Source organism: Rothia sp. CCM 9416, from assembly GCF_048513535.1.
Lineage (GTDB): Bacteria > Actinomycetota > Actinomycetes > Actinomycetales > Micrococcaceae > Rothia.
Window position 1 is genome coordinate 1 of sequence record NZ_JBLXXR010000010.1, and the last position, 26,174, is coordinate 26,174.

The 26,174-nt window shown below is 56.0% G+C and carries 21 protein-coding genes; 17 read left to right on the plus strand and 4 right to left on the minus strand.

Annotation, left to right across the window (positions count from 1 at the left end; all coding sequences use genetic code 11):
• Positions 1-88: 88 nt before the first annotated feature.
• From ACN080_RS05460 to ACN080_RS05480, 5 genes are all read left to right on the plus strand, one after another.
• Positions 89-3,574, plus strand: a complete 3,486-nt coding sequence (locus ACN080_RS05460; RefSeq protein ID WP_419113250.1) for a bifunctional proline dehydrogenase/L-glutamate gamma-semialdehyde dehydrogenase — start codon at positions 89-91, stop codon at positions 3,572-3,574.
• 216 nt (positions 3,575-3,790) lie between these two features.
• Positions 3,791-4,183, plus strand: coding sequence for a glycine cleavage system protein GcvH (gene gcvH, locus ACN080_RS05465; RefSeq protein WP_419110660.1), 393 nt, complete (start codon positions 3,791-3,793; stop codon positions 4,181-4,183).
• 284 nt (positions 4,184-4,467) lie between these two features.
• Entirely contained in the window at positions 4,468-4,908 is a 441-nt protein-coding gene (locus ACN080_RS05470; protein ID WP_419100035.1) for an FHA domain-containing protein, read from the plus strand.
• Positions 4,908-5,642, plus strand: a complete 735-nt coding sequence (locus ACN080_RS05475) for a MerR family transcriptional regulator (RefSeq protein WP_419100036.1) — start codon at positions 4,908-4,910, stop codon at positions 5,640-5,642. The genes ACN080_RS05470 and ACN080_RS05475 overlap by 1 nt, the downstream gene beginning before the upstream one ends.
• A 261-nt stretch (positions 5,643-5,903) precedes the next feature.
• Positions 5,904-6,464: a MerR family transcriptional regulator gene (locus ACN080_RS05480; RefSeq protein WP_419100119.1), complete on the plus strand. Its 561-nt coding sequence runs from the start codon at positions 5,904-5,906 to the stop codon at positions 6,462-6,464.
• Between the two features lie 90 nt (positions 6,465-6,554).
• On the opposite strand, the gene ACN080_RS05485 is transcribed toward ACN080_RS05480, so the two are convergent.
• On the minus strand, positions 6,555-7,373 hold the full coding sequence (locus ACN080_RS05485) for a ParA family protein (protein WP_419100037.1): 819 nt from the start codon (positions 7,371-7,373) through the stop codon (positions 6,555-6,557).
• Between the two features lie 287 nt (positions 7,374-7,660).
• On the opposite strand from ACN080_RS05485, the gene ACN080_RS05490 reads away from it, so the two are divergent.
• The 4 genes from ACN080_RS05490 to ACN080_RS05505 all read left to right on the plus strand — a co-directional run bounded on the left by ACN080_RS05490 (position 7,661) and on the right by ACN080_RS05505 (position 13,599).
• Positions 7,661-11,110, plus strand: a complete 3,450-nt coding sequence (locus ACN080_RS05490) for a pyruvate carboxylase (protein WP_419113251.1) — start codon at positions 7,661-7,663, stop codon at positions 11,108-11,110.
• A gap of 319 nt (positions 11,111-11,429) precedes the next feature.
• The gene (locus ACN080_RS05495; protein ID WP_419100039.1) at positions 11,430-11,828 is read left to right on the plus strand and encodes a hypothetical protein; all 399 of its coding nucleotides are present in this window, start codon (positions 11,430-11,432) and stop codon (positions 11,826-11,828) included.
• Between the two features lie 24 nt (positions 11,829-11,852).
• On the plus strand, positions 11,853-12,059 hold the full coding sequence (locus tag ACN080_RS05500; RefSeq protein ID WP_419100040.1) for a hypothetical protein: 207 nt from the start codon (positions 11,853-11,855) through the stop codon (positions 12,057-12,059).
• Positions 12,060-12,189: 130 nt separating this feature from the next.
• The gene (locus ACN080_RS05505) at positions 12,190-13,599 is read left to right on the plus strand and encodes a mycothione reductase (protein ID WP_419104232.1); all 1,410 of its coding nucleotides are present in this window, start codon (positions 12,190-12,192) and stop codon (positions 13,597-13,599) included.
• 151 nt (positions 13,600-13,750) lie between these two features.
• Here the strand turns inward: ACN080_RS05505 and ACN080_RS05510 are convergent, their stop codons facing one another.
• Positions 13,751-15,835, minus strand: coding sequence for an AMP-dependent synthetase/ligase (locus ACN080_RS05510; protein ID WP_419104233.1), 2,085 nt, complete (start codon positions 15,833-15,835; stop codon positions 13,751-13,753).
• Between the two features lie 312 nt (positions 15,836-16,147).
• Here ACN080_RS05510 and ACN080_RS05515 point away from each other — a divergent pair, with 312 nt between their 5' ends.
• Together ACN080_RS05515 and ACN080_RS05520 are read left to right on the plus strand one after the other, a co-directional pair.
• The gene (locus ACN080_RS05515) at positions 16,148-16,894 is read left to right on the plus strand and encodes a lysophospholipid acyltransferase family protein (protein ID WP_419104234.1); all 747 of its coding nucleotides are present in this window, start codon (positions 16,148-16,150) and stop codon (positions 16,892-16,894) included.
• Between the two features lie 164 nt (positions 16,895-17,058).
• Positions 17,059-18,417, plus strand: coding sequence for a class II 3-deoxy-7-phosphoheptulonate synthase (locus ACN080_RS05520; protein ID WP_419104235.1), 1,359 nt, complete (start codon positions 17,059-17,061; stop codon positions 18,415-18,417).
• A gap of 108 nt (positions 18,418-18,525) precedes the next feature.
• Here ACN080_RS05520 and ACN080_RS05525 read toward each other — a convergent pair whose 3' ends face one another.
• A complete protein-coding gene (locus ACN080_RS05525; protein ID WP_419104236.1) occupies positions 18,526-20,091 on the minus strand; it encodes a serine/threonine protein kinase in 1,566 nt (521 codons plus the stop codon).
• Positions 20,092-20,226: 135 nt separating this feature from the next.
• On the opposite strand from ACN080_RS05525, the gene ACN080_RS05530 reads away from it, so the two are divergent.
• Positions 20,227-20,568, plus strand: coding sequence for an Rv2175c family DNA-binding protein (locus ACN080_RS05530; protein WP_419100121.1), 342 nt, complete (start codon positions 20,227-20,229; stop codon positions 20,566-20,568).
• Between the two features lie 65 nt (positions 20,569-20,633).
• Here ACN080_RS05530 and ACN080_RS05535 read toward each other — a convergent pair whose 3' ends face one another.
• Complete coding sequence (locus ACN080_RS05535) at positions 20,634-21,746, minus strand: polyprenyl synthetase family protein (protein ID WP_419113252.1); 1,113 nt, start codon at positions 21,744-21,746, stop codon at positions 20,634-20,636.
• Between the two features lie 186 nt (positions 21,747-21,932).
• Between ACN080_RS05535 and dinB the strand changes: the two genes are divergently transcribed.
• The 5 genes from dinB to ACN080_RS05560 all read left to right on the plus strand — a co-directional run bounded on the left by dinB (position 21,933) and on the right by ACN080_RS05560 (position 26,107).
• Entirely contained in the window at positions 21,933-23,144 is a 1,212-nt protein-coding gene (dinB, locus tag ACN080_RS05540; RefSeq protein ID WP_419113253.1) for a DNA polymerase IV, read from the plus strand.
• 144 nt (positions 23,145-23,288) lie between these two features.
• On the plus strand, positions 23,289-23,681 hold the full coding sequence (locus ACN080_RS05545; RefSeq protein WP_419104239.1) for a DUF3040 domain-containing protein: 393 nt from the start codon (positions 23,289-23,291) through the stop codon (positions 23,679-23,681).
• A gap of 294 nt (positions 23,682-23,975) precedes the next feature.
• Positions 23,976-24,410 carry a division/cell wall cluster transcriptional repressor MraZ gene (mraZ, locus tag ACN080_RS05550; protein WP_419100048.1) on the plus strand — a complete coding sequence of 145 codons (435 nt, stop codon included), beginning with the start codon at positions 23,976-23,978 and terminating at the stop codon, positions 24,408-24,410.
• A gap of 48 nt (positions 24,411-24,458) precedes the next feature.
• The gene (rsmH, locus tag ACN080_RS05555; protein ID WP_419104240.1) at positions 24,459-25,454 is read left to right on the plus strand and encodes a 16S rRNA (cytosine(1402)-N(4))-methyltransferase RsmH; all 996 of its coding nucleotides are present in this window, start codon (positions 24,459-24,461) and stop codon (positions 25,452-25,454) included.
• A complete protein-coding gene (locus tag ACN080_RS05560) occupies positions 25,451-26,107 on the plus strand; it encodes a hypothetical protein (protein WP_419104241.1) in 657 nt (218 codons plus the stop codon). The genes rsmH and ACN080_RS05560 overlap by 4 nt, the downstream gene beginning before the upstream one ends.
• Positions 26,108-26,174 lie beyond the last annotated feature (67 nt).

Genomic DNA, 26,174 nt, shown 5'->3' on the forward strand with positions numbered 1-26,174 from the left:
AGTGTAACCAGAACCTAAAGATGGTGAAATGGATAACAAGAAGCAGGTTTTCGCCCCGCCAAGAGCGGGCCAACAAGGAGGTCACCCCATGGCACAACCCTTCACCGACACCCACCACCAGAAACTAGCAGAACAGGCCGTCCAGCTGGTTGCTGACTGGGTTCAGGCAGCCCAGCAGATTCCCTCTGACCCTTCCGCAGAAAAACTGGCCGGAGTTCTCAAAGACCCTAACGGCCTAGACTTCACCGTGGGCTTTGTGGACGGCGTCATCCGCCCCGAAGACCAGCAAGTCGCCGGTAAAAACCTGAGCCGAATCGCCCCGATCGTGCCCTCCTTCTTGCCCTGGTACATGAAAAGCGCTGTAGGGGTGGGCGGCAAGCTGGCCGCCAAGGCTTCCTGGCCCACCGTACCCCTTGCCCGCACCGTCCTGCGCCAGATGGTGGGCCACCTGATTGTCGATGCCCGCGACCAGAAGCTGGGCCCCGCCATCAAACACCTGACCTCAACAGGCAACAAGCTCAACATCAACCTGCTGGGTGAAGCCGTCCTAGGTGACCGCGAGGCAGAACGCCGCCTGAGTGAAACCAAGCGACTGCTGGCCCGCGACGACGTTGACTACGTTTCCATTAAGGTATCCTCCGTATCTGGCCCCCACTCGCACTGGGCCTTCGAAGAGGTCGTGGCCGATGCCGTTGAACGCCTGACCCCCCTCTACGAGCAGGCGGCGGCATCACCGACCCCCAAGTTCATCAACCTGGACATGGAAGAGTACAAGGACCTGGACATGACCATCGCGGTCTTCACCAAGATCCTTGACCAACCCCAGCTTAAGAACCTGGAGGCCGGCATCGTGCTCCAGGCCTACCTGCCCGACACCCTGGCCGCCATGCAGCACCTTCAGGAGTGGGCCGCTCAGCGCGTTGCCGCCGGTGGCGCTCGCATCAAGGTTCGACTGGTCAAGGGCGCAAACCTGTCCATGGAAAGGGTAGAAGCCGCCGTTCATGGCTGGCCCCTGACTACCTGCGACTCCAAACAGGACTCTGACACTAACTACAAGCGCATCCTCAACTATGCACTGACCCCCGAACGCACCCGCAACATCCGCCTGGGCGTTGCCGGCCACAACCTCTTTGACGTCGCTTTTGCACTGCTTCTCGCCGAAGACCGAGGGGTCGAAAAAGATATCGAATTTGAGATGCTCATCGGCATGGCCTCCCAGCAGGCGGAGGTTATCCGCCAGCGTGTGGGCCACCTGCTGCTTTACACCCCCGTGGTCCGCCCCGAAGAGTTCGATGTCGCTATCTCCTACCTGGTGCGCCGCCTTGAAGAGAACGCATCGAGCGAGAACTTCATGAGCGCGGTCTTTGACCTGGATTCTTCCCCCCAGCTCTTTGAACGCGAAAAGAATCGATTCTTGCGCTCCCTGGAGGCTGTGACCGATGAAGTTCAGCCGCCCCAGCGCACCCAGAACAGGCTGGAGGAGACTGCTGATACTGTTTTCAAGCCTGCCCCCGGGACCTTTGAGAACACTCCCGATACCGACCCAGCCCTGGCGGGTAACCGTGAATGGGGCCGCGCTATCTTGGAGCGCTCCAAGACCACCCAGATTGGTCTGGATGCTCTGGAAGCTAACGAGCTGGGTTCATCAGAAGAGGCTGAGACCCTGGTCGCCCAGACCGTGGAAGCTGGCCGCGCCTGGGGTGCCCGCCCCGCCTCCGAACGTGCCGAAATCCTGCGTAAGGTAGCCGTCAACCTGGCGGTCCGCCGTGGCGAGTTCATGGAGATTATGGCTGCTGAGGCCGGCAAGACCCTGGACCAGGGAGATGTTGAAGTCTCTGAGGCTATCGACTTTGCCTACTACTACGCTCTGCTGGCTGAGCGCCTTGATTCTGTGGACGGTGCCAAGCACCACCCGGTTAAGCTGACCCTGGTCGTTCCGCCCTGGAACTTCCCCACAGCGATCCCCGTCGGTGGTGTGCTTTCTGCCCTGGCCGCTGGCTCCGCCGTGATTTTCAAGCCCGCAAGCAACACCGCCCGGGTGGGCGCACTGATTGCTGAGGTGCTGTGGCAGGCTGGAGTGCCCGAGGAGGTCCTGCGCCTGGTCAAGGTCACCGACCGCCAGGCCGGTTCCACCATGATTGCCCACCCCAGCGTTGACCGCCTTATTCTGACCGGCGGTTACGAGACCGCCGAGATGTTCCGGTCCTGGCGTAAGGACCTGCCGCTATTCGGTGAGACCTCCGGTAAGAACTCCATTATTGTGACCCCCAATGCTGACCTTGATCTGGCGGTTAAAGACGTGGTCTACTCGGCCTTCGGTCATGCCGGGCAGAAGTGTTCAGCGGCTTCAACGGTTATTCTTGTTGGCTCGGTAGGGGAGTCTAAACGCTTCTACAACCAGCTGGTCGATGCGGTAAAGTCCCTGCACGTTGCCCACCCCCAGGACATTGAAGCCGAGATGGGCCCGGTCATTGAGGTTCCCGAGGGCAAGCTCAAGCGCGGCCTGACCGAGCTGGGCGAGGGCGAGACCTGGGTACTCAAACCCCAGCAGCTCGATGAGACCGGCAGGCTCTGGTCACCCGGCGTCCGCGCAGGTGTCAAACCCGGCTCCGAGTACCACCTGACCGAGTACTTTGGCCCCATTCTGGGTGTCATGAAGGCCGCAACTTTAGAAGAAGCCATTGAGCTTCAGAACGCAACCGACTACGGCCTGACCGCTGGCCTGCATTCACTGGATTCCGGTGAACTTGAACTCTGGCTCAGCAGGGTTCAGGCGGGTAACCTCTACGTCAACCGAGGCATCACCGGCGCGATTGTTCAGCGTCAGCCCTTCGGCGGCTGGAAGAAGTCCACCGTAGGTTCGGGCACCAAGGCTGGCGGCCCCAACTACCTGGTGGCCCTCAGCGACTGGGAAAGCGCACCCGCAACTGCGACCACCGCCCCCTCCGACCAGAAGGTGCTCTCTGTGCTGACCGCTGTTCGCGGCCTGGATGGCTTCCCACCAGAAGAGCTGGATATGCTGGCTCGCGCCGCAAGCTCTGATGCTGATGCCTGGGCAACTGAGTTCGGGCAGGGGCACGACCCCAGTAAGCTGGGTGTAGAACGCAATATCCTGCGTTACCTGCCAACTACGGTTCAGGTTCGTCTAGACCAAGATGGGGAGCTTGTCGCTGCCTTGCGCGTTCTGCTGGCGGGGCTGGTTGCCGGGGCACGGGTTGAGTTCTCCACCGCCCAGGAGCTACCCACTGCTCTGACCGCAGCTCTGGGCGCCGCAGGTATCAGCCTTGTCTCTCAGGACGATGCTCAGTACCGCTCGGCTCTTGCCAAAATTGCTCACACCCCCTCCAAGAAGCTTGAGGGAACCGCTTTTGAGGGTGCCCGTATCCGCTACATTGGCCAGGATGTCACGAGTGTCTACCAGGCCTTGAATGGCCGACCCGACATTGCGGTTTACTTCCAGCCTGTGACAGAAGCCGGTCGAATCGAGATTCTGCCCTTTATCCGGGAGCAGGCCGTTTCGATTACTGCCCACCGTTTCGGTAACCCCTACAAATTCTCTGAGGGCCTTATCTAATCCACGGTAAAGACCAGCCCGCCCTTCACCATGAGGGGCGGGCCTTTTATGGTAAGAAGACAGTAAAAGAGGTGGCGCCAAACACGCATCACTGTTTTCTGTGTCATATAATCGTGCCTAGGCTGATTCCTTTTCCCTCACTGGAATCATGCGCAGTTAGTTCGAGCTTCACGCACCTCGATCGGCATCTTTGATCACTAGAAAAGGACACCTCCGATGAGCAATGTTCCCGCAGAACTCAAATACACCAAAGAACACGAGTGGGTTGGTCAACTCACCGCAGACGGAACAGTTCGTATTGGGGTGACAGACCACGCCCAGGGTGAACTGGGCGACGTTGTGTACGTTGACTTGCCCGAAGTGGGGGACACCCTCGAAGCTGAGGCAACATTCGGTGAGATTGAATCCACCAAGAGCGTCTCTGACCTCTTCGTTCCGCTTTCTGGCCAAGTTGTAGCTGTCAACGATGCCTTGGAAAGCTCGCCCGAAATTGTGAACTCTGATCCTTACGGTGAGGGCTGGCTGATTGAACTCCGCCCGGCGAACAAAGCTGATATTGATTCCCTGCTTTCTGCTGAGGGCTACCTAGCTGAGATTGAAGCCCAGTAGCTTTCCCACTTTTCGTAGAGCTTGTGCACCGCCTTTTCCCTGCCGGGGAGGGCGGTGCCCTTCTGCTGAGCGAAAATCACGAAAAATACCGGATGGAACACGGCCTGAAATAGCCATAAATCGTTCCTAATGGCTAAGATTAAACAAGCGGTTCACTGTTTACCATTTCGTGACCTTGTGCCGGTTCATACCACAACACAACATATCCCTTGACGTAGTCATCTTCCCCGGGTTCCAGACCCCAAGATTCTTCTGTCGCACCATCCCACAAAGGACTAGATTGTATGGCCCCCGCCGAAGCCCACCCACAGACAAGCACCATTAGCCTCACCGCCCTGGGGATTTCTCAGGCTCACACTCCTACTGCTGAGGAAACCGCCCTGCTGGCAACTCTTCCTGTTGGCTCAGCTGTTCTTATTGGTATTGATGGTCAGTTCAAGGGTGCTCGTTTCCTGCTGACTCCCGATGCGACAGATGACGGTGGGGTTCTACCCACTATTGCCGGCCGTAGCCCTGAGTCTGACATCTACTTAGACGACGTCACCGTTTCGCGTCGCCACGCACTCTTTATTCCAAACGCTGGTAGCTTCATCCTGACCGACGCTGATTCCTTGAACGGTACCTATGTTAATGGTGATCGCGTCGATGAGGCTTACCTCAAGAACGGCGATGAAATCCACATCGGCAAGTTTCACTTCGCTTTCTACCAGGGTCAAGGCAAGTAATGAAACCCCAGGCACAATCTGCTGACGCTAGCGGTGCCGGGGCCAAGAATAAGACGATCGGCCAGGTACTCGGCGCCCTCGAAGGTGAGTTTGAGGGTATTAGCGCCTCTAAAATTCGCTTCCTTGAAGACAAGGGGCTGGTGAGCCCGCAGCGCACTAATACCGGTTACCGTAAGTACTCTGAGCAGGATATTGAGCGCCTACGCTATGTCCTCCAGCTTCAGCGAGACCAGTACCTACCGCTCAAAGTTATCAGGCAGCGTCTAGCTGAGTTAGATGCTGGGCTTGCGCCCGAGGCCGTCCAGTCTCAGGAAGAGAAAACCGTTCCTGCTGTTGCTCCGGGTCAGCGCCCAGCTCTTCCTGCTGAACCTGGGCAGGTCTATACTCTGCGAGAGCTGGGCCAGGCGGCTGGCGTTGATATGCCCCTGCTCCGTGAACTCCTCAACTACGGGCTGCTAGAAGAGGGGAAAGAAGCCTACGATCAGTATGATCTGGCTGTCACCGAGGTCTGTAACCAGCTCACTGTCCACGGCCTACACCCGCGCCACCTGAGGGCTTTCCGGGCGGCGGCTGACCGGGAAGTAGACCTGGTGGAGACCGCTGTCGGCCCGCTGGCCTTGCGTAAGGACGAAAAATCTCAGGCCAGGGCGGCTGAGCTTGCTGGTGAAATTGCCCAGTTGATGCTCCGCCTACACATGGCCCTTGTCGCAGGCGCAATGCCAAGCTTTGATTAGGCTCTTTGAAGGCTGAGTCTCTGGCTAGCTTTCTGGTGGCGGTATTTTAATGACTTAGACCACCTTAAAACGCCGGGTGTCTGGCTGACCTAAATAACAGTCAATCGGGTTGGGGCAGGTAGGATAAGAGAGTCCATGATCCACATGAGGGAAGGAATCGCTATCACCGTGAATAACGATAACGGTTACAAGAGCGCAACTGATGCGCTACAAGGCGTACCTGCCCCTCTGGATCAGCCCTTGCTGGGTATTGACGACGTCATGCCTCGCAGTGCCCCGGTAGGCGAGCAGGGCGTTCTGTTTGACGATCCGCTTTCCCTGGTCGATGAAAATCTGGGCTACCGTGGGCCTACGGCCTGTAAAGCTGCTGGCATTACCTACCGCCAGCTTGATTACTGGGCCCGAACTCACCTGGTCGAACCCACCGTGCGTTCTGCTCAGGGGTCAGGTTCCCAGCGTCTATATTCTTTTCGCGATGTCCTGGTTCTTAAAATCGTTAAGAGCCTTTTGGACACCGGGGTTTCCCTGCAACAGATCCGCACTTCGGTGGAGCACCTGCGTGCCCGGGGTGTCGAAGATTTAGCCGGTATCACTCTCATGTCTGACGGTGCATCGGTCTATGAATGCACCTCAGCTGCCGAGGTAATCGATTTGGTACAGGCTGGCCAGGGGGTCTTCGGCATTGCCATTGGCCGGGTCTGGCGTGAACTCGAAGTTTCGCTCAGTGAGCTACCCGGCGAGAACACCGCACAAGAAGTCGCTCAGGGCCCCGAAATTCACGATGAGCTCTCTGCCCGCCGGGCGCGTAAAGCTGGCGCCTAATCAGCTATTAGTTTTGTTCTGTGTAAACACAGCACATAAGGGAAGGAAACCCTTCAAGGGTTTCCTTCCCCTTTTGTATTCCTAGGCGCCTTACTTGGCTTTCTCAAGCTCTACCAGCCCGGCTAAGAGGGCTGTAAAAGCATCTGCCAGAGGCTGGGCTTCTGCTTCAGGCCAGTAGTGGACGGGGTAGGCGGAGCCTTGAATTCGCTGAAGCAGGGGAGTCTCAGGAATCGGGATTTCTGCTACCAGATCACCAAAGAGGACCCGCATTTCTTCGGTGCGGTATTCGTGCTCAGGGTCATTGTCCCTGACCTTATTCATAATGATGGATGCTGCTCCGACAGCGTACTCAGTGTTTGACTCAAAGCGGGCGATAGCTCGCATAGTGCGTTCAGAGCCGGCAACAGAGAAGAGGGAAGGCTCGGCAACAGAGAGAACCCGCCCGGAAGCCGCCCAGGCCATCTCGGTCAGGCGACCAAGGGTTGGTGGGCAGTCGATGAGGATGAGGTCAAAATCGTCGCTCACGGGTTCTAGCAATCGTGCTAGATGAGGCAACAGAATGTCTGTAGGCTCAGACCGTTCCAGGGCTGTCAGCCGGGCTGACGCCCGCCCAACCCACACCCCGGCTTCTAAGCCAGTTCGGGAAGCCTGCCCCAAACTGCCCAGAGCGGTCCATGAGGAGGGACGAATCTCGTCCTTGAGCCAATAATTGTCGGGCGCTGAGAGCATGGCACCCATATCGGCACCATCGGTAGGTGAGCCCAGACCCGTTGAAGCATCCCCGTGCGGATCCAAGTCAATGACCAGAACACGTAATCCGCAGGCCTGGGCGGCAGAAGCAAGCCCTAGAGTAACAGAGGTTTTACCCACGCCGCCTTTAAGGCTACTGATGCTTACAATGCTGGTCATACTGGGAAGCCTCTCGATTACTGGGAACACACTGCCTTTACTATGCTACCTAAAAAGCTGGGGACGATGAGCTTGCCTATACCCACGCCTGGGAAGGGGCTAGCAGGAGAAAATACCAAGTGTAGTGCTAGTGACCATAAAATCCATAGATTACGGTCCTCATCACACAACATGGCCTCAAAAGGGAGTCTGGGCCGTCAAAAAAAGCTATATTTGAGGTGTTCACACACTCTTGTGGCTTAGCTCCGCCTGCCTGTCTAGGTTTCGACGGAGCGGAACGGAAAGAAATGTTTTCAAAAATCTTGGTCGCCAACCGTGGCGAAATCGCGATTCGCGCCTACCGAGCGGCCTATGAGCTTGGTGCAAAGACAGTCGGTGTCTTCCCCTACGAAGACCGCCACTCCATTCACCGCCAGCAGGCTGATGAAGCTTACCCCATCGGTGAAGAGGGACACCCCGTTCGGGCTTACCTGGACATTGATGAGATCATCCGCGTCGCCAAAGAAGCCGGCGCCGATGCCATCTACCCTGGTTACGGTTTCCTCTCCGAAAATCCTGATTTGGCGCGGGCTGCAGCTGACGCTGGTATCACCTTCATTGGCCCGCCCCCGGAGGTACTGGAGTTAGCGGGAAATAAGGTAGAGGCACTGCGTGCCGCCCGCCGCGCAGGTATCCCGGTGCTCAAATCAACCGAACCCAGCTCAGACATCGACTACCTCCTGAGCCAGGCGGAAGAAATCGGCTTCCCCATTTTCGTGAAAGCTGTTGCCGGTGGCGGTGGCCGTGGCATGCGCCGGGTCGAAAACCGCCAAGCTCTTAAAGGCTCCATCGAAGCGGCGATGCGTGAAGCTGAAACCGCGTTTGGTGACCCCACTGTCTTCCTGGAACAGGCTGTCTTGCGCCCCCGCCACATCGAGGTGCAGATTCTTGCCGATGCAGAGGGCAACATCGTTCACCTCTTTGAGCGTGACTGCTCGCTCCAGCGCCGTCACCAGAAGGTCGTTGAAATCGCTCCTGCCCCCAATCTGGACGATAAGATCCGTCAGGCCCTCTTCCGCGATGCTGTGAAGTTCGCCCGGGAGCTAGGCTACGTCAACGCCGGTACCGTGGAATTCCTGGTCGATACCGCAGGTGAGCGCGCTGGCCAGCATGTCTTTATCGAGATGAACCCCCGTATTCAGGTGGAGCACACCGTCACCGAAGAGGTGACCGATGTTGACCTGGTTCAGTCACAGATGCGTATTGCTGCCGGTGAAACCCTGGATGATTTGGGAATCCACCAGGAGGACCTGAAAGTACGTGGCTACGCCCTTCAGTCCCGCATCACTACCGAAGACCCCGCCAACGGTTTCCGCCCGGACGTTGGCAAGGTAACCTACTACCGTTCGGCCGGTGGCTCCGGCATCCGACTGGACGGTGGCACCGTCTACACCGGGGCGCAGATTTCACCGCACTTTGACTCCATGCTGGTCAAACTGACCTGCCGGGGTCGTACCTTTGAATCAGCTGTTCAGCGCGCCTCCCGTGCGCTGGCGGAGTTCCGTATTCGTGGTGTTGCCACCAATATCCCCTTTATCCAGGCGGTGCTGGAGGACCCCACCTTCCGCGCGGGCGATGTCTCCACCCCCTTCATCGATGAGCACCCCGAGCTCTTGATCAAGAAACCCTCCGCTGACCGTGGAACCAAGGCTCTTCAGTACCTGGCGAACGTAACCGTCAATAAGCCTCACGGCCCCCGCATTGACGGTATTGACCCGCGCACTAAGCTCCCACGTTTCCCCGGGGATAAGGTTTCAGAGCCTTTCCGCTCACCCTTTGACGCTTCGTCCCATCAGCCTCCAGCTGGTTGGCGGCAACGCCTGCTAGAACTGGGGCCGGAGGGCTTTGCCAAGGCAGTGCGTGAGACCAAGGAAGTGCTGATCACAGATACAACCTTCCGAGATGCTCACCAGTCACTGCTGGCAACCCGTGTGCGTACCCGTGACCTCTTGGCAGCAGCACCAGCTGTAGCTCACGTCACCCCGGAGCTTTTCTCTGTTGAAGCTTGGGGCGGTGCTACCTACGACGTTGCTCTGCGGTTCCTGACTGAGGACCCTTGGGAACGCCTTGCCCACCTGCGTGCGGCCATGCCTAACCTGCCTATCCAGATGCTACTGCGGGGTAGGAACACTGTGGGCTACACGCCCTACCCCACCGAAGTAACCGATGCTTTCGTGCAGGAGGCAGCAGCCACCGGTGTTGATATCTTCCGCATTTTTGATTCGCTGAACGATGTCTCCCAAATGACACCGGCTATCAAGGCCGTTCGTGCAACGGGCACAGCGGTAGCTGAGGTGGCAATCTGCTACACCGGCGATATGCTCGACCCCAACGAGAAGACCTACTCACTGGACTACTACCTCAACCTTGCCGATCAGGTGGTTGAGGCCGGTGCTCACATCCTAGCCATTAAGGACATGGCAGGGCTGCTGCGCCCCGAGGCGGCCCGCCGACTGGTGACCGCTCTGCGGGAGCGCTTTGATCTGCCAGTGCATCTGCACACCCACGACACTGCCGGTGGCCAGGTGGGTACTCTGCTTGCGGCGGTTGAAGCCGGTGTTGACGTTGTGGACGTGGCCTCAGCCTCCATGGCTGGCACCACCTCACAGCCCTCTTTCTCAGCTCTTGTGGGTGCTCTCCAGCATACCGAGCGTCAGCCCTCTATCACCCTTGAGGCCGCCTGCGCTCTGGAACCCTACTGGGAAGCTGTTCGTACCATCTACAAGCCCTTTGAGATGGGCTTGTCTGCCCCGACCGGGCGTGTCTACACCCACGAGATTCCTGGCGGTCAGCTCTCCAACCTCCGCGCCCAGGCTAAGGCTCTGGGGCTGGGGGAGCGGTTCGAGGACATCGAAGATATGTACGCGGCAGCTGATCGCATGCTGGGCCATATCGTCAAGGTCACCCCGTCCTCCAAGGTTGTGGGCGACCTGGCTCTCCAGTTAGTCGGTATGGGTGTCTCACCCGAGGACTTTGAGAAAGATCCTCAGAACTTTGATATCCCCGACTCCGTTATCGGCTTCCTCAACGGTGAACTGGGTACCCCGCCTGCTGGTTGGCCTGAGCCCTTCCGCACCCGGGCACTTGAGGGCCGCAAGCTGGCGAAGCCTAGCCTTAAGGAACTTTCTGCGGAGGACCTTGCGGCTTTGGCTGGGGACTCGGCAACCCGCCGCGCTACCCTCAACCGCCTGCTCTTTGCCGGCCCCACCCAGGATTATGAGAAGGCCCGGGAGGAGTTCGGCGATGTTTCAATCCTGCACACCCGTGACTTCCTCTACGGCATGGTCTTCAAGCGCGAACACGTCATCTCCCTGGGTAAGGGTGTGCGTTTGATTGCTACCCTGCAGGCTATCTCAGAGCCAGATGATAAGGGTATCCGTGAGGTCATCTGCACCTTGAATGGTCAGCAGCGTAGTGTCTATGTTCGCGATAACTCGGTTGAGTCCAACGTCAAGGAAGCTGAGAAGGCTGATGCCTCCAATCCCGGTCATATAGCGGCTCCTTTCGCCGGTGGTGTGACTATTACGGTCAAGCCCGGCGATGTCATTGCGGCGGGTGACCAGGTAGCCACCATTGAGGCTATGAAGATGGAGGCTTCAATTACTTCCACCGTCTCAGGTACCGTCGAACGTATCGTCTATAAGGACATCTCGCAGGTAGCTGGTGGTGACCTGCTGATTGTGGTCAATGTTCAGTAGAGAACCTGAGTAAGAAGGCGGCGGTTCCCGGGCAACGGGGGCCGCTGCTTTCTTTTGCCCCCACCGATGGCCTAAGGCAGGGGTAAGTTCGCGGGTATTTCTTTCTTTAATCTAGTCAGGTCAGCTTTCCAGTGCTAGTTTTTTAGGCATGATAAAGACTCGTGGACTGTTGATTTCCTGGCTCCTGAGCACTGCTCTCTTTTACATGTGTTCGATTGGATACACCGTCTTTCAAGCTAGGTTCAGTGATGTGAATCCGCTGGGGGCAGGAGGCCTTACTTTCACGCCTATCGTGGACCGTTGGGTAGTAGTGGTTGCTATGGTTACACTCTGGGTAAGCGCAATTTTGGGTGCTATCTACTTGAGTTTGAGCATCAATAATTGGAAACATAGAACTGCCATTCCCGGGCAAAGGGAAAGTACTGCAGGAGTTCTGACCGCAGTTCTTTGGGTTCTCGGGACGCCCATCTTCCTCATTTTCTTTCTGCTCGGTCTATTAATGGCGTTTATTACATATAGTATGCAGGATTACAAATATATACAGAGCGAAAGCGCCCAGACATATATTTTGGTTAGTAAAGACAACATCGATTACAGCACCTACTATCAGTACAAAAGAGTTGCTCCTGGCCTGATGATTCGAGACCGGGAGATCAACTACTCACATTGGCAGGCTGGAGAATATGTTCCCCCGGAAGCGCCTTTATTTGATTGGTGAATGGGCCCAGATAAGCTAGGTAGCATGAATATTACTCACATTATGGTTATTGGTTTTGGTGCTCTTCTCTTGCTGGTGGGGGCGCTTGCTCCTCAAGCTGGGTGGAACCTGCCGGTAATGATTCTGGGCGGTCTGCACGTGGTAGTAGGTAACGTCCTTGTTTTCCGTCAGATGAAACAGAACCTTCAGCAGACCAAGCAAACTCCCCAAGACAAGGCAACCAACGAATAAGCACACTAGGCTGATCGGGAGGATTTTAGTCTGGGGCAGTGGGCGGGAATAGCCTGTCAGCGTTCGATGTTGAACCTTACACGGGCACACCGAATCAGTGCCCACAAAAGCTACAGCGAAAGGTACCGTGTTGAGCGCAGTACGCGAATACGACATTATTATCATCGGATCAGGTTCCGGTAACTCTCTACCGAACGCAGCAATGGAAGGCAAGAAAATTGCCATTATTGACGGCGGACGGTTCGGCGGAACCTGCCTGAACGTGGGGTGTATCCCTACCAAGATGTACGTTTACCCTGCCTCGGTTGTTACCCGGAGCAAGGAGGCCGCTCGGCTGGGGGTTGAGCTAGAACACCGCAGTACTGCCTGGCACGATATCCGTGACCGCATTTTTGGGCGTATCGATGCTATCAGCCAGGGCGGTTTGCAGTGGCGTAAGTCCCTGGACAATGTGGATGTCTACCAAGAGTTCGTCCAGTTCATTGACACCCACACTCTACGTACCGATTCAGGTATTGAGCTGACCGCCCCTCAGATTGTTGTAGCGACCGGATCCCGCGTTTCACTGCCTCAGGTTCCCGGTATCGACCTGCCCCAGGTGCACACATCCGACACCATCATGCGCTTGGAGGACCTACCCCAACACATCGTGGTGGTGGGCGGTGGCTTTATCGCCGCTGAGTTCGCGCATGTCTTTAACGGGCTTGGGGCTCGTGTAACCCAGGCTGTTCGTTCCGACCGTCTGCTCAGGAGCCATGACCGCAGTATCGCAGAGACTTTCACCACTGCCGCTCAGCATCAGTGGGACCTTCGCCTTAACCACGCCCTGCGCTCTATAGAACCAAGTCAGGGTGGAAAAGTGACGGTTCACTTTGAGGCCCATGGGCAGGATGTCACGGTTGAAGCCGATACCGTACTGGTAGCCACAGGGCGCACCCCGAACTCGGATACAATCTCGGCCGCCACTTTCTTTGACGTTGATGAGCGAGGCCTGGTGCAGGTCGATGAGTACCAGCGTGTTCTCTCAGGTGGCCTTCCGGTCAAGGGCCTATGGGCGCTGGGTGATGTGTCGTCACCTTTCCAGCTCAAGCACGTTGCCAACGCTGAGATGCGCACTGTGCAGTGGAATCTGCTCAACCCTGAGCACCTCAAAGCCACAGACCACCGCTTTGTCCCTTCCGCTGTTTTCACCTACCCTCCGATTGCTTCGGTGGGCCTGACCGAGGAAGAAGCCCAGCAAGAGGCTGACCGCGAGGGCTTTGAGATAACCGTCAAAGAGCAAAAGTTCGGCGACGTTGCCTACGGTTGGGCCATGGAGGACTCTGAGGGGCTCTGCAAACTGATTGCCCGCAAGGATACCGGTCAATTACTGGGAGCACACCTGATTGGTGAAGAATCACCAACCCTGATTCAACCCCTCATCCAGGCTATGAGCTTTGGCCTTTCTGCTCGGGATATGGCTCGTGGCCAGTACTGGATCCACCCGGCCCTGACTGAAGTTGTAGAGAACGCGCTTCTGGGCCTGGAGCTGGACTCCTAGCAAGTCACTCTGAGATAGAGGTACCGTGCACCGGAGGCTAGAGTTTTCTAGTTGCTCTCTCTGCTTTCGGCTCAGAACTAACGAGAGTCAAGCCCCGAACCCTCATAAGGGTTCGGGGCTTGACTCTATTGGATTGACCTACCCTCAGAAGCTAGGGCTTGGTCGAATCCGAACTAGCACCGCCCTCAGCAGATCCTTCACGGCCTTGATCTGCTGTATTCTTTGAAGCTGAGAGGGGAGATGCCTGCTGAATTTTTTCGGCCAGCTCCTGGAACCGCCCAGCCTGGTGACCGGTAAAGTCCTGGAACTTCTGGCCCTGCACTGACTTGAACTCTTCCCACTTCTCAGTCTGCTCTGCCCTAATCTCCTGAACACGTTCGGCAGTCTGCGCCGCCGTTTCGGTCACTGAAGTCTTGGTACGGTTGTAGATATCTTCAATATAGGAGTTGAAATCGGCAAGAACCTGCTTGCGCCTTACCTTCATGGAGGGGGTCAGATGTCCCTCAGCTTCGGTGAAGTCCTTGTCAACGATACGGAACTCGCGGATCGACTCAGCCTTGGACACCAGGGCATTCGCGTCGTCCACAAATTTCTGGATGGCTGCTCGGACGCTCGGGTGGTTGGCGGCCTCCTTGGGAGTAAGAGTGGGCGGAAGGCCGATACGTTCCAGCTCATCGGGAAGGACGTCGGGATCAAGGGTGATAAGTGCTGCGATAAAGGGCTTCTCATCGCCTACCAGCATGGCCTGAGAAACCATAGGGGCCTGACGTAGGCGGTCCTCGGCGGGTACCGGCATGACGTTTTTACCGCCAGCGGTCACAATGATTTCCTTTTTACGGCCGGTGATATAGATTTTACCGTCCTCATCAATATGGGCCAGGTCACCGGTTCGGAACCAACCGTCCTCGGTAAAGGCTGCCGCGTTCTCTTCGGGGTTATCCAAGTAACCAGAAATCAGACCGACACCGCGGTATTCAAGTTCACCATCTTCTGCGATTCGGGCTGAACCGCCCGGAATTAGAGTACCGACGTTGCCGATATCGAATCCGCGAATACGACCCACCGCCAGCGGTGCAGTAGTCTCCGTCAGACCGTAGCCTTCAACAACCTGGATACCTACAGCATGGTAGAAGTGGCCGTAGTGCGGGGCAAGGCGGCCTCCACCTGAAACAGCGAAACGAACCTTTCCCCCCATTGCCTCACGGAGCTTTGAGTACACCAGCTTGTCGTAAAACTTGTGCTGGAGTGCTAGCTTGTGGGTCATCTTTCCCGCAATTTGAGCCTCTGACCACCTAATGGCAACCTCAACGGAACGGTGGAAGAGCTTAGCGTTGATCTTGCCGCCCTTCTCTGATTTCTTGATTGCGCCCTCATAGACTTTTTCAAAGACTCGGGGGACAACCAGGAGCATAGTTGGCCGGAAGGAACTTAGATCTGTGGAGAGATTTTTGATATCGGGGGCATGCCCCACGGTCAGCCCGGCCTCAAAAGCAAGGATTTCGATGATACGACCCAGCACATGAGCTAGTGGCAAAAAGAGGAGTGTTGAGTTTGTTTCGTTGGCGATCTCAGGAATGGTGAGCTTGGAATTAACGCAGAGCCGTACAAAGTTACCGTGGGTAATGGGGCAGGCCTTGGGGCGGCCAGTAGTTCCCGAGGTGTAGACGATGGTAGCAAGCGAATCGAGGTTTGCTAGGGCACGCCGCTCTAAGACAGCTTCATCGGTTACCCCGGAACCTGCCTGAACCAGTGTGGAAATAGCTGCGTCCTCAATGACCCACACATCCTTGAGGCGCTCAAGAGAGAGCTCCTCGTCGGTGAGGTCACGGGCCTTCTCAATAACACCGGCCAGCTTAGTGTTTTCAACGAATACGGCCTTAGCCTTCGAGTGGGAAAGCGCCCATGCTGCCTGGGCGGGGGAAGATGTCTCGTAGACAGGTACAGAGATACCGCCTGAATACCAAATCGCAAAGTCAATCAGGGTCCACTCGTAGCGGGTACGACTCATAATGCCAATGACGTCTCCGGCTTCGATGCCCGATGCAATGAGCCCCTTGGCGAGGTCAATGACCTGACGACGGAACTCTTTGGCGGTTACGTTCACCCAGTTGCCTGGCGACTTTTGTACTCGGTAGACAACAGGGTCCCTGCTGTCCTGCGCGCGACGTTCCACCATTTCAGTCACGTTGATACATGGGTCAACGCTGACAAGTTGCGGGGAGTGTATTTCTTTCACCTTGCTACCTTTGCAATCTCACCCCACCGTTGGGGATGGAACGGGCTGTGGCTTCGGCACCACGCATGGGCATCTTATCCTGAGCAATTTTACAGGGCAAAATTAATCGGACTGCACGATTAGCGCTCTTAGAGAGCTGTTTTCTTAATCTACTGATCTACACGATGAGCTTACTTAAACTAGCGGTTATATTTAGCCTGAAAAACAGACAAAAGCAGTCCGGAAGAGTGCGCTTCTCTTTTTAGCAGAGTAGGGCCCGTGCTTACAATGTTTGGTAGGAAAACAGCGTACTGCCCCAAGGAGTGACTTCGCATGTATATGCAGCTTCGTTTCGTGCTCAAACCCCTCCTGCAACGGGTATACCATCACGATGTGGTGGGTGCTGAACACATCCCTGGTGACCAAGGTGCCATATTGGCAAGTAACCACGTGTCCTTTGTGGATTCTCTTTTCTTGCCACTTGCCGCACCCCGTCAGGTCTTTTTCCTGGCCAAATCAGACTATTTCACTACCCCAGGCCTCAAAGGTAGGTTGATGAAATGGTTTTTTACCTCGGTGGGGCAGCTTCCCATCGATCGTTCTGGTGGAGCTAAATCAGCCCAGTCTCTTGCCGCGGCAGTATCAGCCTTGCGAGAGGGGAAACTGGTGGGCATTTACCCAGAGGGCACCCGCAGCCCCGATGCCCGCCTCTACCGGGCAAAAATTGGTGTTGCCCGCCTAGCACTTGAAGCTGGAGTTCCTATTATCCCGGTTGCGCAACTGGGCAATGAGTATGTTCAGAGGCCGGGATCTAATAGGTTGCATGTGCGCCACCAGGGGAAAGCCATCCGCGTGCGAACCATTATTGGTGAGCCGATTGATACGACCCCCTACGCTCACCGGGAAGACCAGTGGGCCGCTCAACGGGAACTTGCTGATTTAGTTATGCAGAAAATTAGTGAACTCACCGGCAGAAAGATTATCCCAGCCTATGCTGGCGATATTAAGAAGCTTATGGCCTCTGAGAACATCAGCGCAGATGAAGCACTGCGCAGGTTGCACCCTGATTACACCCCCTAAGCGAGGAGGGTATGTGCCCCGGCTCATCATGGAAGCCTAGACCGGTTAGGGGTGTCATATGATGGACTCGCATTGTAGGGCACCCCAACCAAGACCATACTTTATCAAGAAAGCCTTTCCCCACGAGGCAGAGAACGACCACTATACTAAGGATTTATCGCGTCATGACCTCCGATATCAGCCCCAGCACCAAGAATTTATCTGAACTCGACGAGTGGCGTTCCCTCAAGATTGACCAGCACCCTCAGTGGGTTAATCACCCAGATTTTGCCCAAGTCATGCGTGAACTGAGCACCGTACCTCCGCTTGTATTCGCAGGTGAAGTCGATCAGATGCGTGCTGATTTAGCGCGGGTGGCAAACGGTGAAGCTTTCCTCCTGCAAGGTGGTGACTGCGCCGAAACCTTTGCCGGTGCAACCGCAGATAAGATATCGGGCCGTATTCGTACCCTGCTTCAGATGGCGGTAGTCCTGACCTACGGTGCGTCTATGCCCGTTGTAAAGATGGGGCGTATGGCCGGGCAGTTCTCAAAACCCCGGTCCTCCAACGACGAAACCCGCAACGGGGTGACACTGCCTTCCTTCCGCGGCGAGATGGTCAATGGCTTTGACTTCACCGAAGAATCCCGAGTCCACGACCCTCGCCGTATGCTTCGCGGCTACCACACCAGCGCATCCACCTTGAATCTGATTCGTGCTTTCACCCAGGGCGGCTTTGCCGATTTACGACTGGTGAACTCCTGGAATAAGGGATTCACCTCTAACCCCGCTCACTCTCGCTACGAGTCTATCGCGGCCGAAATTGACCGAGCCGTCAAATTCATGGAGGCCTGCGGCACTGACTTTGGACCGCTCAAAACCACCGATGTTTACACTGGACATGAAGCTCTGCTCCTTGACTTTGAGCGTGCACTCACCCGCATTGATTCACGGACCAACCTCCCCTACGATACCTCAGCCCACTTCCTCTGGATCGGTGAGCGAACCCGCGGCCTGGACGATGCCCACGTCAACTTCCTATCCAAGGTCCGCAACCCCATCGGTGTGAAGCTCGGCCCCACTACCACCGCTGACGATGCGCTTGCCCTGATTGACAAGCTTGACCCGGAACGCGATCCTGGCCGTCTAACCTTCATTATCCGCATGGGCGCCGCTACTATTCGTAAGAAGCTACCGGCGATTGTCGAAGGCGTGCAGAAAACAGGTGCCAAGGTCGTTTGGGTTACCGACCCCATGCACGGCAACACCATCTCTGTTCCCTCGGGCTACAAGACTCGCCGCTTCGATGATGTGGCCGATGAAGTTCAGGGTTTCTTTGAGGTCCACGAAGCCCTGGGCACCTTCCCCGGTGGAATCCATGTTGAAATGACCGGCGACGATGTCGCTGAGTGCCTGGGCGGCTCTGATCCGATTGAGGAAGCGGCCTTTGCTGACCGCTACGAGACTCTATGTGATCCCCGCTTGAACCACCAGCAGTCGCTGGAAATCGCTTTCCAGGTTGCTGAGTACCTGGCCCGCCGCTAAAAGGGACAGTCTCAATCCGTTAGCTTTCTAGTTACTTACTGAAAAGCCATCTGCCCTATCTGGTACCAGATAGGGCAGATGGCTTTTAGTTTTGGTCGAAGCATAGAGCTAAAACAGTAGGGTAGCTAGCCACCAACCGATGAATCCGGCACCAACCAGTCCAAGGAGTAAGAAGGCCGAGAAAGCTAGCAGGGCTACCGGCTGAGGTGCTGCTCGCCAGGGTTCAGCAGGGGAGCGGCGTTCTGCCTGGCTCTTAGCTGTGACGATGCCTGGACTCTGGTGAGCAGAATGTGCGGGAATGAAAGCATCACCTGCTTGCTGGGTTTGCCCTGCCCGACGTGGGGTATAACTAGCGGAGATGCTGGTTGCCGATGGCGCAGAGGCCGGTGCATTTGCTGCTTCCGTGGCAGGGCTTAGTCCAGAGAAGGCCACGGTGGTGTTGGGGTCCTGAGCCACGTCCCAGTAGAGAGTTTCATGGCCTGATCTGTCAGACTCTGGGGTAGCTGACGCGCTCGCCTTTTGTGTCGCCTGAGGCTTGGTCATGGGGCCCACACCGGCTATCTGGGTGGGGGCATAGACCTGAACCGGCGCTGAAGCGGCTGAACGCACCGCTTTCTCGTGCGCAGTCAGTGGCGCTGACGTATCAGCTTCTACATCAATGAGGTCATCGGCCTGTCCAAAAGCAGAGATAGGGGTGTTCCGATACACACGGGTCATGCCGGATCGGTCAGCGATTTCGGTAACGTCCTCCCACATCCTTGTGAGAGGCAGATCGGTTACTAGAGGTGCACGGAAAGCCCTCTCATCAGCGGTGGAACGGTTCAGACAGTCTTGAAGAGCGCGGTAGAGCTCGGTGGCATCTTGGGGTCGATCTGCAGGGTTGCGACGCGTAGACCAGCTGACTACACCCGCAATATCCGAGGAAATTCCGGGGGCCAGTTGAGTGACGGAGGGGATATCGGTGTTGGTGTTATGGTAGAGCACCTGCTGGTCATTTTCTGTTACCGCGAACGGCATACGGCCGGTGAGCATACGGTACATCATGACACCGGCTGAGAAAATGTCGCTGGCGGGTCCGACAGAAGCACGAACATCGAGAATCTCCGGGGCCACAAAGGAGGGCGTGCCCATGAGCTGGCCGGTCGCATTCTGGTCAGCGCGGCGGGTCAGGCCAAAATCGGAAAGCTTGATGGTCTGGTGCTCATCTTCAAGCAAAATATTGGCGGGTTTGATGTCGCGGTGAATGAGCCGGTGAGCGTGGACTTCTGACAGTCCCTCGACGGCAGGAATCATAATGGAGAGAAGCTCCCCGACCGAGAGCACAGGCCTTACCTTCAGTAGCTGAGAAAGGGTGCACCCGTGGACGTATTCCAGAACCAGGAACATCACCTGCTGTCCATGGACCTTCTCAGTGCCTGAGGCTATAACCCCTACCACATTAGGGTGCTTGATTTTGCTGAGCGCCGCACCCTCCCGGAAAAACTTCTGTTGCTGAGTGGGATCCGCAGAAAGGTGCGGTAAAAGCACCTTGACCGCAACGGGGTTATTGGACCACAAATCAACCGCGTGGTAGACCTCTGCCATGCCTCCGCGGGCTATCAGGTGGCCGACCTCGAAATGACCGTCAAAAATTACCCCGGTCAGCCAGGGGGCAGCAGCGTTCTGTTCAGACATCTTTACCATCTTACGTGCGCCAGCTAGCGGGCGGTAGTGCAGAAGTGATGAGGGTAAGAACACGTCATGCTACCGCTTACCCCGGTTCTAGGGCACAATGGTTAGGTGACTGATGATAAAACTACACCCCAAGTAATGAGCCTGGTAGGTAACTGGCTAACGATTCCGGATATTGCCGAAGCCCTTGACCTCAAAGTAACCCGCGTTCATAACCTACTTTCCGATGGCACTCTGCTTGCCGTTCGTGACCCCGAGAGCGGGGTTAGGAAAGTTCCCGCGCTCTTTATCCGTCAGGACCGTGTCCTGGAATCTTTGAAGGGTACCCTCATTGTTCTTAAGGACGCAGGGTTTACCGCCGAAGAAGCTATCGTGTGGCTCTACACCGAGGATGACTCCTTGCCCGGTCGACCTATCGATGCTCTCCTTGAAGGCCGAAAGACTGAGATCCGCCGAAGGGCATCCGCTCTGGCCTGGTAAATCAGATGGATGCTCTGGACCGGGGTGCTGGTGTGCTGAATACAGCTACTGGCACCCCGGTCTTTTTATGAGCTACGGTTCAGAGCCTTAGCTGCAATTTCTCGGAGGGCCTGCATCACATCTGCATCGATGCTCAGCTCTGCCAGCTGGGTCAGTGCCTGCTCGCTCTTTTCGCTAATCATTGCCTCGGTGGCCTCTAGCGCGCCGCTATTTCGCATGAGGTCCTGGAGGGCCGTGATAGTTGCGGGATCCAGCTGGGGGGAACCCAAGGATTCCTCCAGGAAAGCTCGTTCTTGGGCTGAAACTTTCATGGCGGTAAACGCCGTAAGCACGGTCCGCTTGCCCTCTCGGAGATCATCTCCGGCAGGTTTCCCGGTTGTCTCAGGATCCCCAAAGACACCTAGCACATCGTCCCTGAGCTGGAAACCTTCTCCCAGGGGGAGGGCAAAAGTCCGGTACCCATGGAGCAGGGAGGACGGCTCCCCATGCTTCAGGTCCTGCCCAAGAGCACCGCCTAAGGCCAGAGGGTGTTCACAGGAGTACTTTGCTGACTTAAAACGAATTACGTTGAGAGCGCGTTCAAGGGCCAGCTCGGGTTCTTCTTCTGGGACAACTTCACCCACAATATCGAGGTACTGCCCGGCCATAACCTCGGTTCTCATCAGGTCAAAAATAAAACGGGCTTCGCTCTGTGCTGTCAGCTCAGGAATAGAAGAGAACACCATCTCTGACCACGAAAGGCAGAGATCACCCGCCAGGATTGCACTAGAAACGCCGAAAGTTTCGGCGCTGGTTTTGTAGCTAAGGTCAGTGTGCATGGCTTCAAAGCGGCGGTGTAGGCTGGGGGCACCACGGCGGGTATCGGAAGCGTCAATAATGTCATCGTGAATCAGCGCAGCAGTCTGGAAGAGCTCAATAGCAAGCCCGGCTTTAACGATAGATGGAGTCAGACCGGCACCGCCTGAACCGCGATATCCCCAGTAGGCAAGAAGCGCCCGTAGTCGTTTGCCTCCGGAGGAAAGAGATTCTATGGAGTCAAGCAAAGGGAGAGTCTCCTTGGAAACAGCCAGCATAATTTCTCTTTGCCGCGCAAAGAAACGCTGTCTTTCAAGCTCCAAGGCCTCAAGATAGCGGGAGGTTTCCAGAGAGGCGGGATCGGATGCTTGCTGGGGGGTCATGGCGTCCTTGGGTGGTATGAGCAGGTGTAACCAGTCTAGTGGATTGAATGATTGGTCTGGCAAAGTTTGGGTATCTCGACTAACCTAGATTGTTAGAACATATATTCTAATTGCTGTAAAGGTCGGTGCCAGGTGGGGTGGGAGAGTCGGGAGCGCTATCAGCTGAGGAAGCCAGCGCCCGTAATCATGCACCTTGACATGGATGCCTTCTTCGTGAACGTGGAATTGCTTTTCCGGCCAGAACTCAAGGGGCGCAGCATCATTGTCGCCAGGAACACTCCGCGTTCTGTGGTCACTTCTGCTTCCTATGAGGCTCGAAAGTATGGTGTGGGCTCAGCCATGCCTTTAGCTAGGGCCTTGCAACTGTGCCCTAATGCTGTTGTGGTTGAGCCATCCTCTAACTATCGTGACTACTCCCGTAAGGTCATGGCTATTCTGCACCGGATTACAGACCGGGTGGAGCAGGTCAGCGTAGACGAGGCTTTTGTCGATCTCACCTCGGCTATCCGCGCCCAGGGCAACCCTGTACAGATTGCTCAGAAGGCGCGGCGACAGATAGCTGATGAACTGGGGCTCCCATCATCAGCGGACATTTCTTCTACGAAATTTATTGCCAAAATGGCGTCCTCTGCTTCTAAGCCCAAGGGCCTCTGGGTCATTCCGCCCCACAAAATACAGGATTTTTTGGACCCTATGCCGGTGGGGCGGCTCTGGGGTGTTGGGGCCAAGACCTCTGCCCATCTTGAGGGACTGGGGATACATACAGTCAAGCAACTTCGGGGGTACGAGCTAGGGTGGCTCCAAAGTCGCTTTGGGCTGTCTGCCGGAACTCATCTGTTTGAGATGTCGAGGGGCATTGATCGTCGTGCGGTAGAAAACCACCGGGTTGAAAAATCCATAGGAGCCGAGCATACATTTCTTGAGGACCAACAAGAAGCCACAGTCCTGGCTACTGAGCTCTATGGCCTGTGCCTGACTGTCGCGCGGCGTCTGCGTGCTTCGGGTAAGCAAACCCGTAGCCTGAGCATCAAAATTCGTTATTCCAACTTTGAGACGCTGACCCGATCCTGCCCTCTTCTGGGGGCAACAAGCTCAGGGCGGCAGATCTTCGAAGCGGTTCAGGCCTATCTCAGTCGGAATGGAATTCTCGACTCTCGCGGGAATTCTCACCGGCCGATCCGTCTGCTGGGGGTACGCGCTGACAAGCTGGAGGCTCAGAGTGCAGGGGTGCAACTCGCCCTGCTTCAGGATGACCTCGATGTGGGTGACTTTGACCGCCACCAGCATTGGCAGGGCGCTGAATCTACCATGGACCTCATCCAGGCAAAGTTCGGGGCTAGAGGTTTGATACCTGCACGGTTGCTGATGGCCGACCAAAGAAAAGGGCCCCTAGAATAAAATTCAAACCCTTGCGGCTTTTTCTTGGGTCTTTAGCCTGACAAAATGTAAGATGGTTAGACTGAAATGGTTCGGTACCTGGCCTGCGTTTGAGCGCGGTTCTCGGTAACTTTCCAGTCCTTTCCACAAGCTCTAGGAGATGCCATGGCGCTATCGGAACGCGAGAAAGAACTTCTTGCTCAGCTTGAGAAGCAGCTCAATGACGATCCTGCTTTCGCATCTACTATGACCGGGCCGCAGGATGTCGTGGCTCCCGCTTTGACTGCATCACCTCGTCACCTGGTTCTAGGTGCCCTGGGGGCTGTCCTGGGTTTGGGTGTGATCATCGCCGGTGTAGCCAGCAAGCTCATTATTGTGGGTGTCCTCGGGTTCCTCCTTGCTAGTGCTGGCCTATATTTTGCAACTACCGCTCCCCGGAACTCCTCCCCGAAGGCAGGAAAGGGAGTATCTGCCCCCAGGTCCTCTAAAGGGCCCTCATCCTTTATGAGGGGACTAGAGGAGAAATGGGATAAGCGCCAAGGCGGTACACGCTTTTAGGCAGGCAGTTCTTTGGACCGCCCGGTAGCTACCGGGCGGTTTTTTGTGCCTTAAAGAGATTTGCTGTTTTTAAACGAATTAAGAGGCAAAAAGGAATTCCTGTTTAATGCACGAACCTGCATAAACCTCAGCGGTGGCTTGAGTGTGAAAACGCTCAAAAACTTATTGAAAATTCTAGTTTTGGTATATGCAGTGGGGCATTGTGGAGTAAAGTGGAGGGGTAGAGCAATACTGGTGTAGTTTCCCGTTGGGTTCGGAAGCACACGAAAAACGAGAGCAAGAGGTGGTGGTGTGATGTTTCTAGGGACGCACACTCCCCGTCTTGACGCTAAAGGCAGGCTCATTTTGCCGGCTAAGTTCCGCGAACAGCTTGAGCCTGGGCTTGTCCTAACGCGCGGTCAGGAGCGTTGTCTCTACGTTTTTACTGTCTCTGAGTTTGAACGTATTCATGAGCAGTTGCGTGCGGCCCCGCTGTCTTCAAAGCAGGCAAGAGACTACATTAGAGTTTTTCTATCGGGAGCCTCAGATGAGGTCCCCGATAAACAGGGACGAATTACTATTCCTCAGAATCTGCGGGACTACGCCGGGCTTGAAAAGGAGCTCACGGTCATCGGCGCAGGTTCAAGGGCTGAAATCTGGAGTACGGAGGCTTGGGAAACCTACCTCCGGGAACAAGAGGAAAGCTTTGCAGAAACAGACGAGGACATTCTTCCGGGGCTCATGCTCTAAAGACTTTCACTAGCTGACAACCAACCACCACTGCAAGGAGCTAAAACCTTGACTCAGGTAGAGAACATCTCACCCGGCAAGGCTGCCAAAGACAGGCACGTTCCGGTCATGCTCGACCGTTGCCTGGACCTTCTTGCGCCCGCAATCTCCCGCCCAGGTGCTGTGGTTATTGATGGAACACTCGGTATGGGTGGGCATTCAGAGGCTATGCTGGAACGATTTGAGGGGCTGACCCTGATTGGTATCGATCGTGATCTCATGGCTCACCGGTTGGCAGGTGAGCGCCTTGCTCGTTTTGGTAAGCGCTTTATCCCGGTACACGCCGTCTACGATGAGATTCCCCGGGCTATGGAGGAAGCCGGTGTCAGCGAGGTCGATGGTGTTCTCTTTGATCTGGGCGTTTCATCCATGCAACTCGATGAACGTGAACGCGGTTTTGCCTACTCCTACGACGCACCTTTGGACATGCGCATGGACGGCACGGAAGAACTCACCGCAGCAATCGTAGTGAACACTTACGAAGAGACTGAACTGCGGCGTATTATTCGCCAGTGGGGCGAGGAAAAGTTTGCTGCCCGCATCGCTCAGAGAATCGTGGCGGCCCGCGCTGAACGGCCTTTTGAAACGACGGGTGAGTTGGTTAAGGTTATCCAGCAGGCTGTTCCTCTTGCCGCACAACGTAAAGGCGGTCACCCCGCTAAGCGCTCCTTCCAGGCGCTCCGTATTGAAGTTAACCATGAACTTGATGCGCTCGAACGAGCTATCCCCGCCGCAATTGATGCCTTGAATATGGGTGGTCGGTGTGTTGCCATGAGCTATCACAGCCTGGAAGACAAAATTGTTAAGCGGAGCTTCACCGCACGTTCAACATCGAGTGCACCCAAGGGTTTCCCCGTGGAGCTTGAGGAACACAAACCCGAACTTAAGATTATAACTCGGGGTGCTGAGCCTCCCACAGAGCAAGAAATTCAAGAAAACCCGCGGGCGGCCTCAGCAAAACTAAGAGCAGCAGAAAAAATCAAGACCACTAAGGTAAAACCATGAGCGCGGAACCCCGATTCCCTATTGCAGCTGACTCTGGTACAGCGGATGCTAAACCGCGCCTGACTGTGGTCCCTGCTGAGGCTGGGACTTCCAGCCCGGCACGTCGTCCCCTGTCTCGTTCTCGGTCTTTGAAAGCGCAGTCAAACCGCTGGCGTGTTTTCATTGCCCTGGGTGCAATGCTGGTTGCTTTGCTCACTGTACTTGTACTTAGCATCGTCATGGCGTCTCGTCAGTACAAGCTGGTGGAGCTTCGTTCGCAAGAGCAGGCTCTCAGCCAGGAAAATGAAGCGCTTGTTCAGGAGATTGAGTACTACCAGGCACCCCAGGATCTGGCCATCCGCGCCAGCCAGCTTGGCTTGGTAGCAGGTTCAAGCCAAGCTACGCTGAATCTAAATACGGGAGAGATTACCGGTATTCCTATGGCAGCTGAGAAGGGTCAGGCAGAAAGCAAAAACCGTATTGCCCCTCCGGCTCTGTCCGATACCCAAGCCTATGAGAAAGCTCAGGCCCAGGCCGAGGAAGAGCGCAAGAAGGAGGAACGCAAGAAGCAAGAAGAAGCTAAGGCAAAGGCTAAAGCTAAAGCATCGGCTAGAGCATCATCCAAGGCTTCGCCTCAGCCTTCCACTCCCTCCAGCGCACCCGCCAACCGGTAACCATGGCTTATACGCTCAGGTGCTTGCCTAAGAAGGCAGGCACCTCAGCGCATCAGCATCAGCGCAA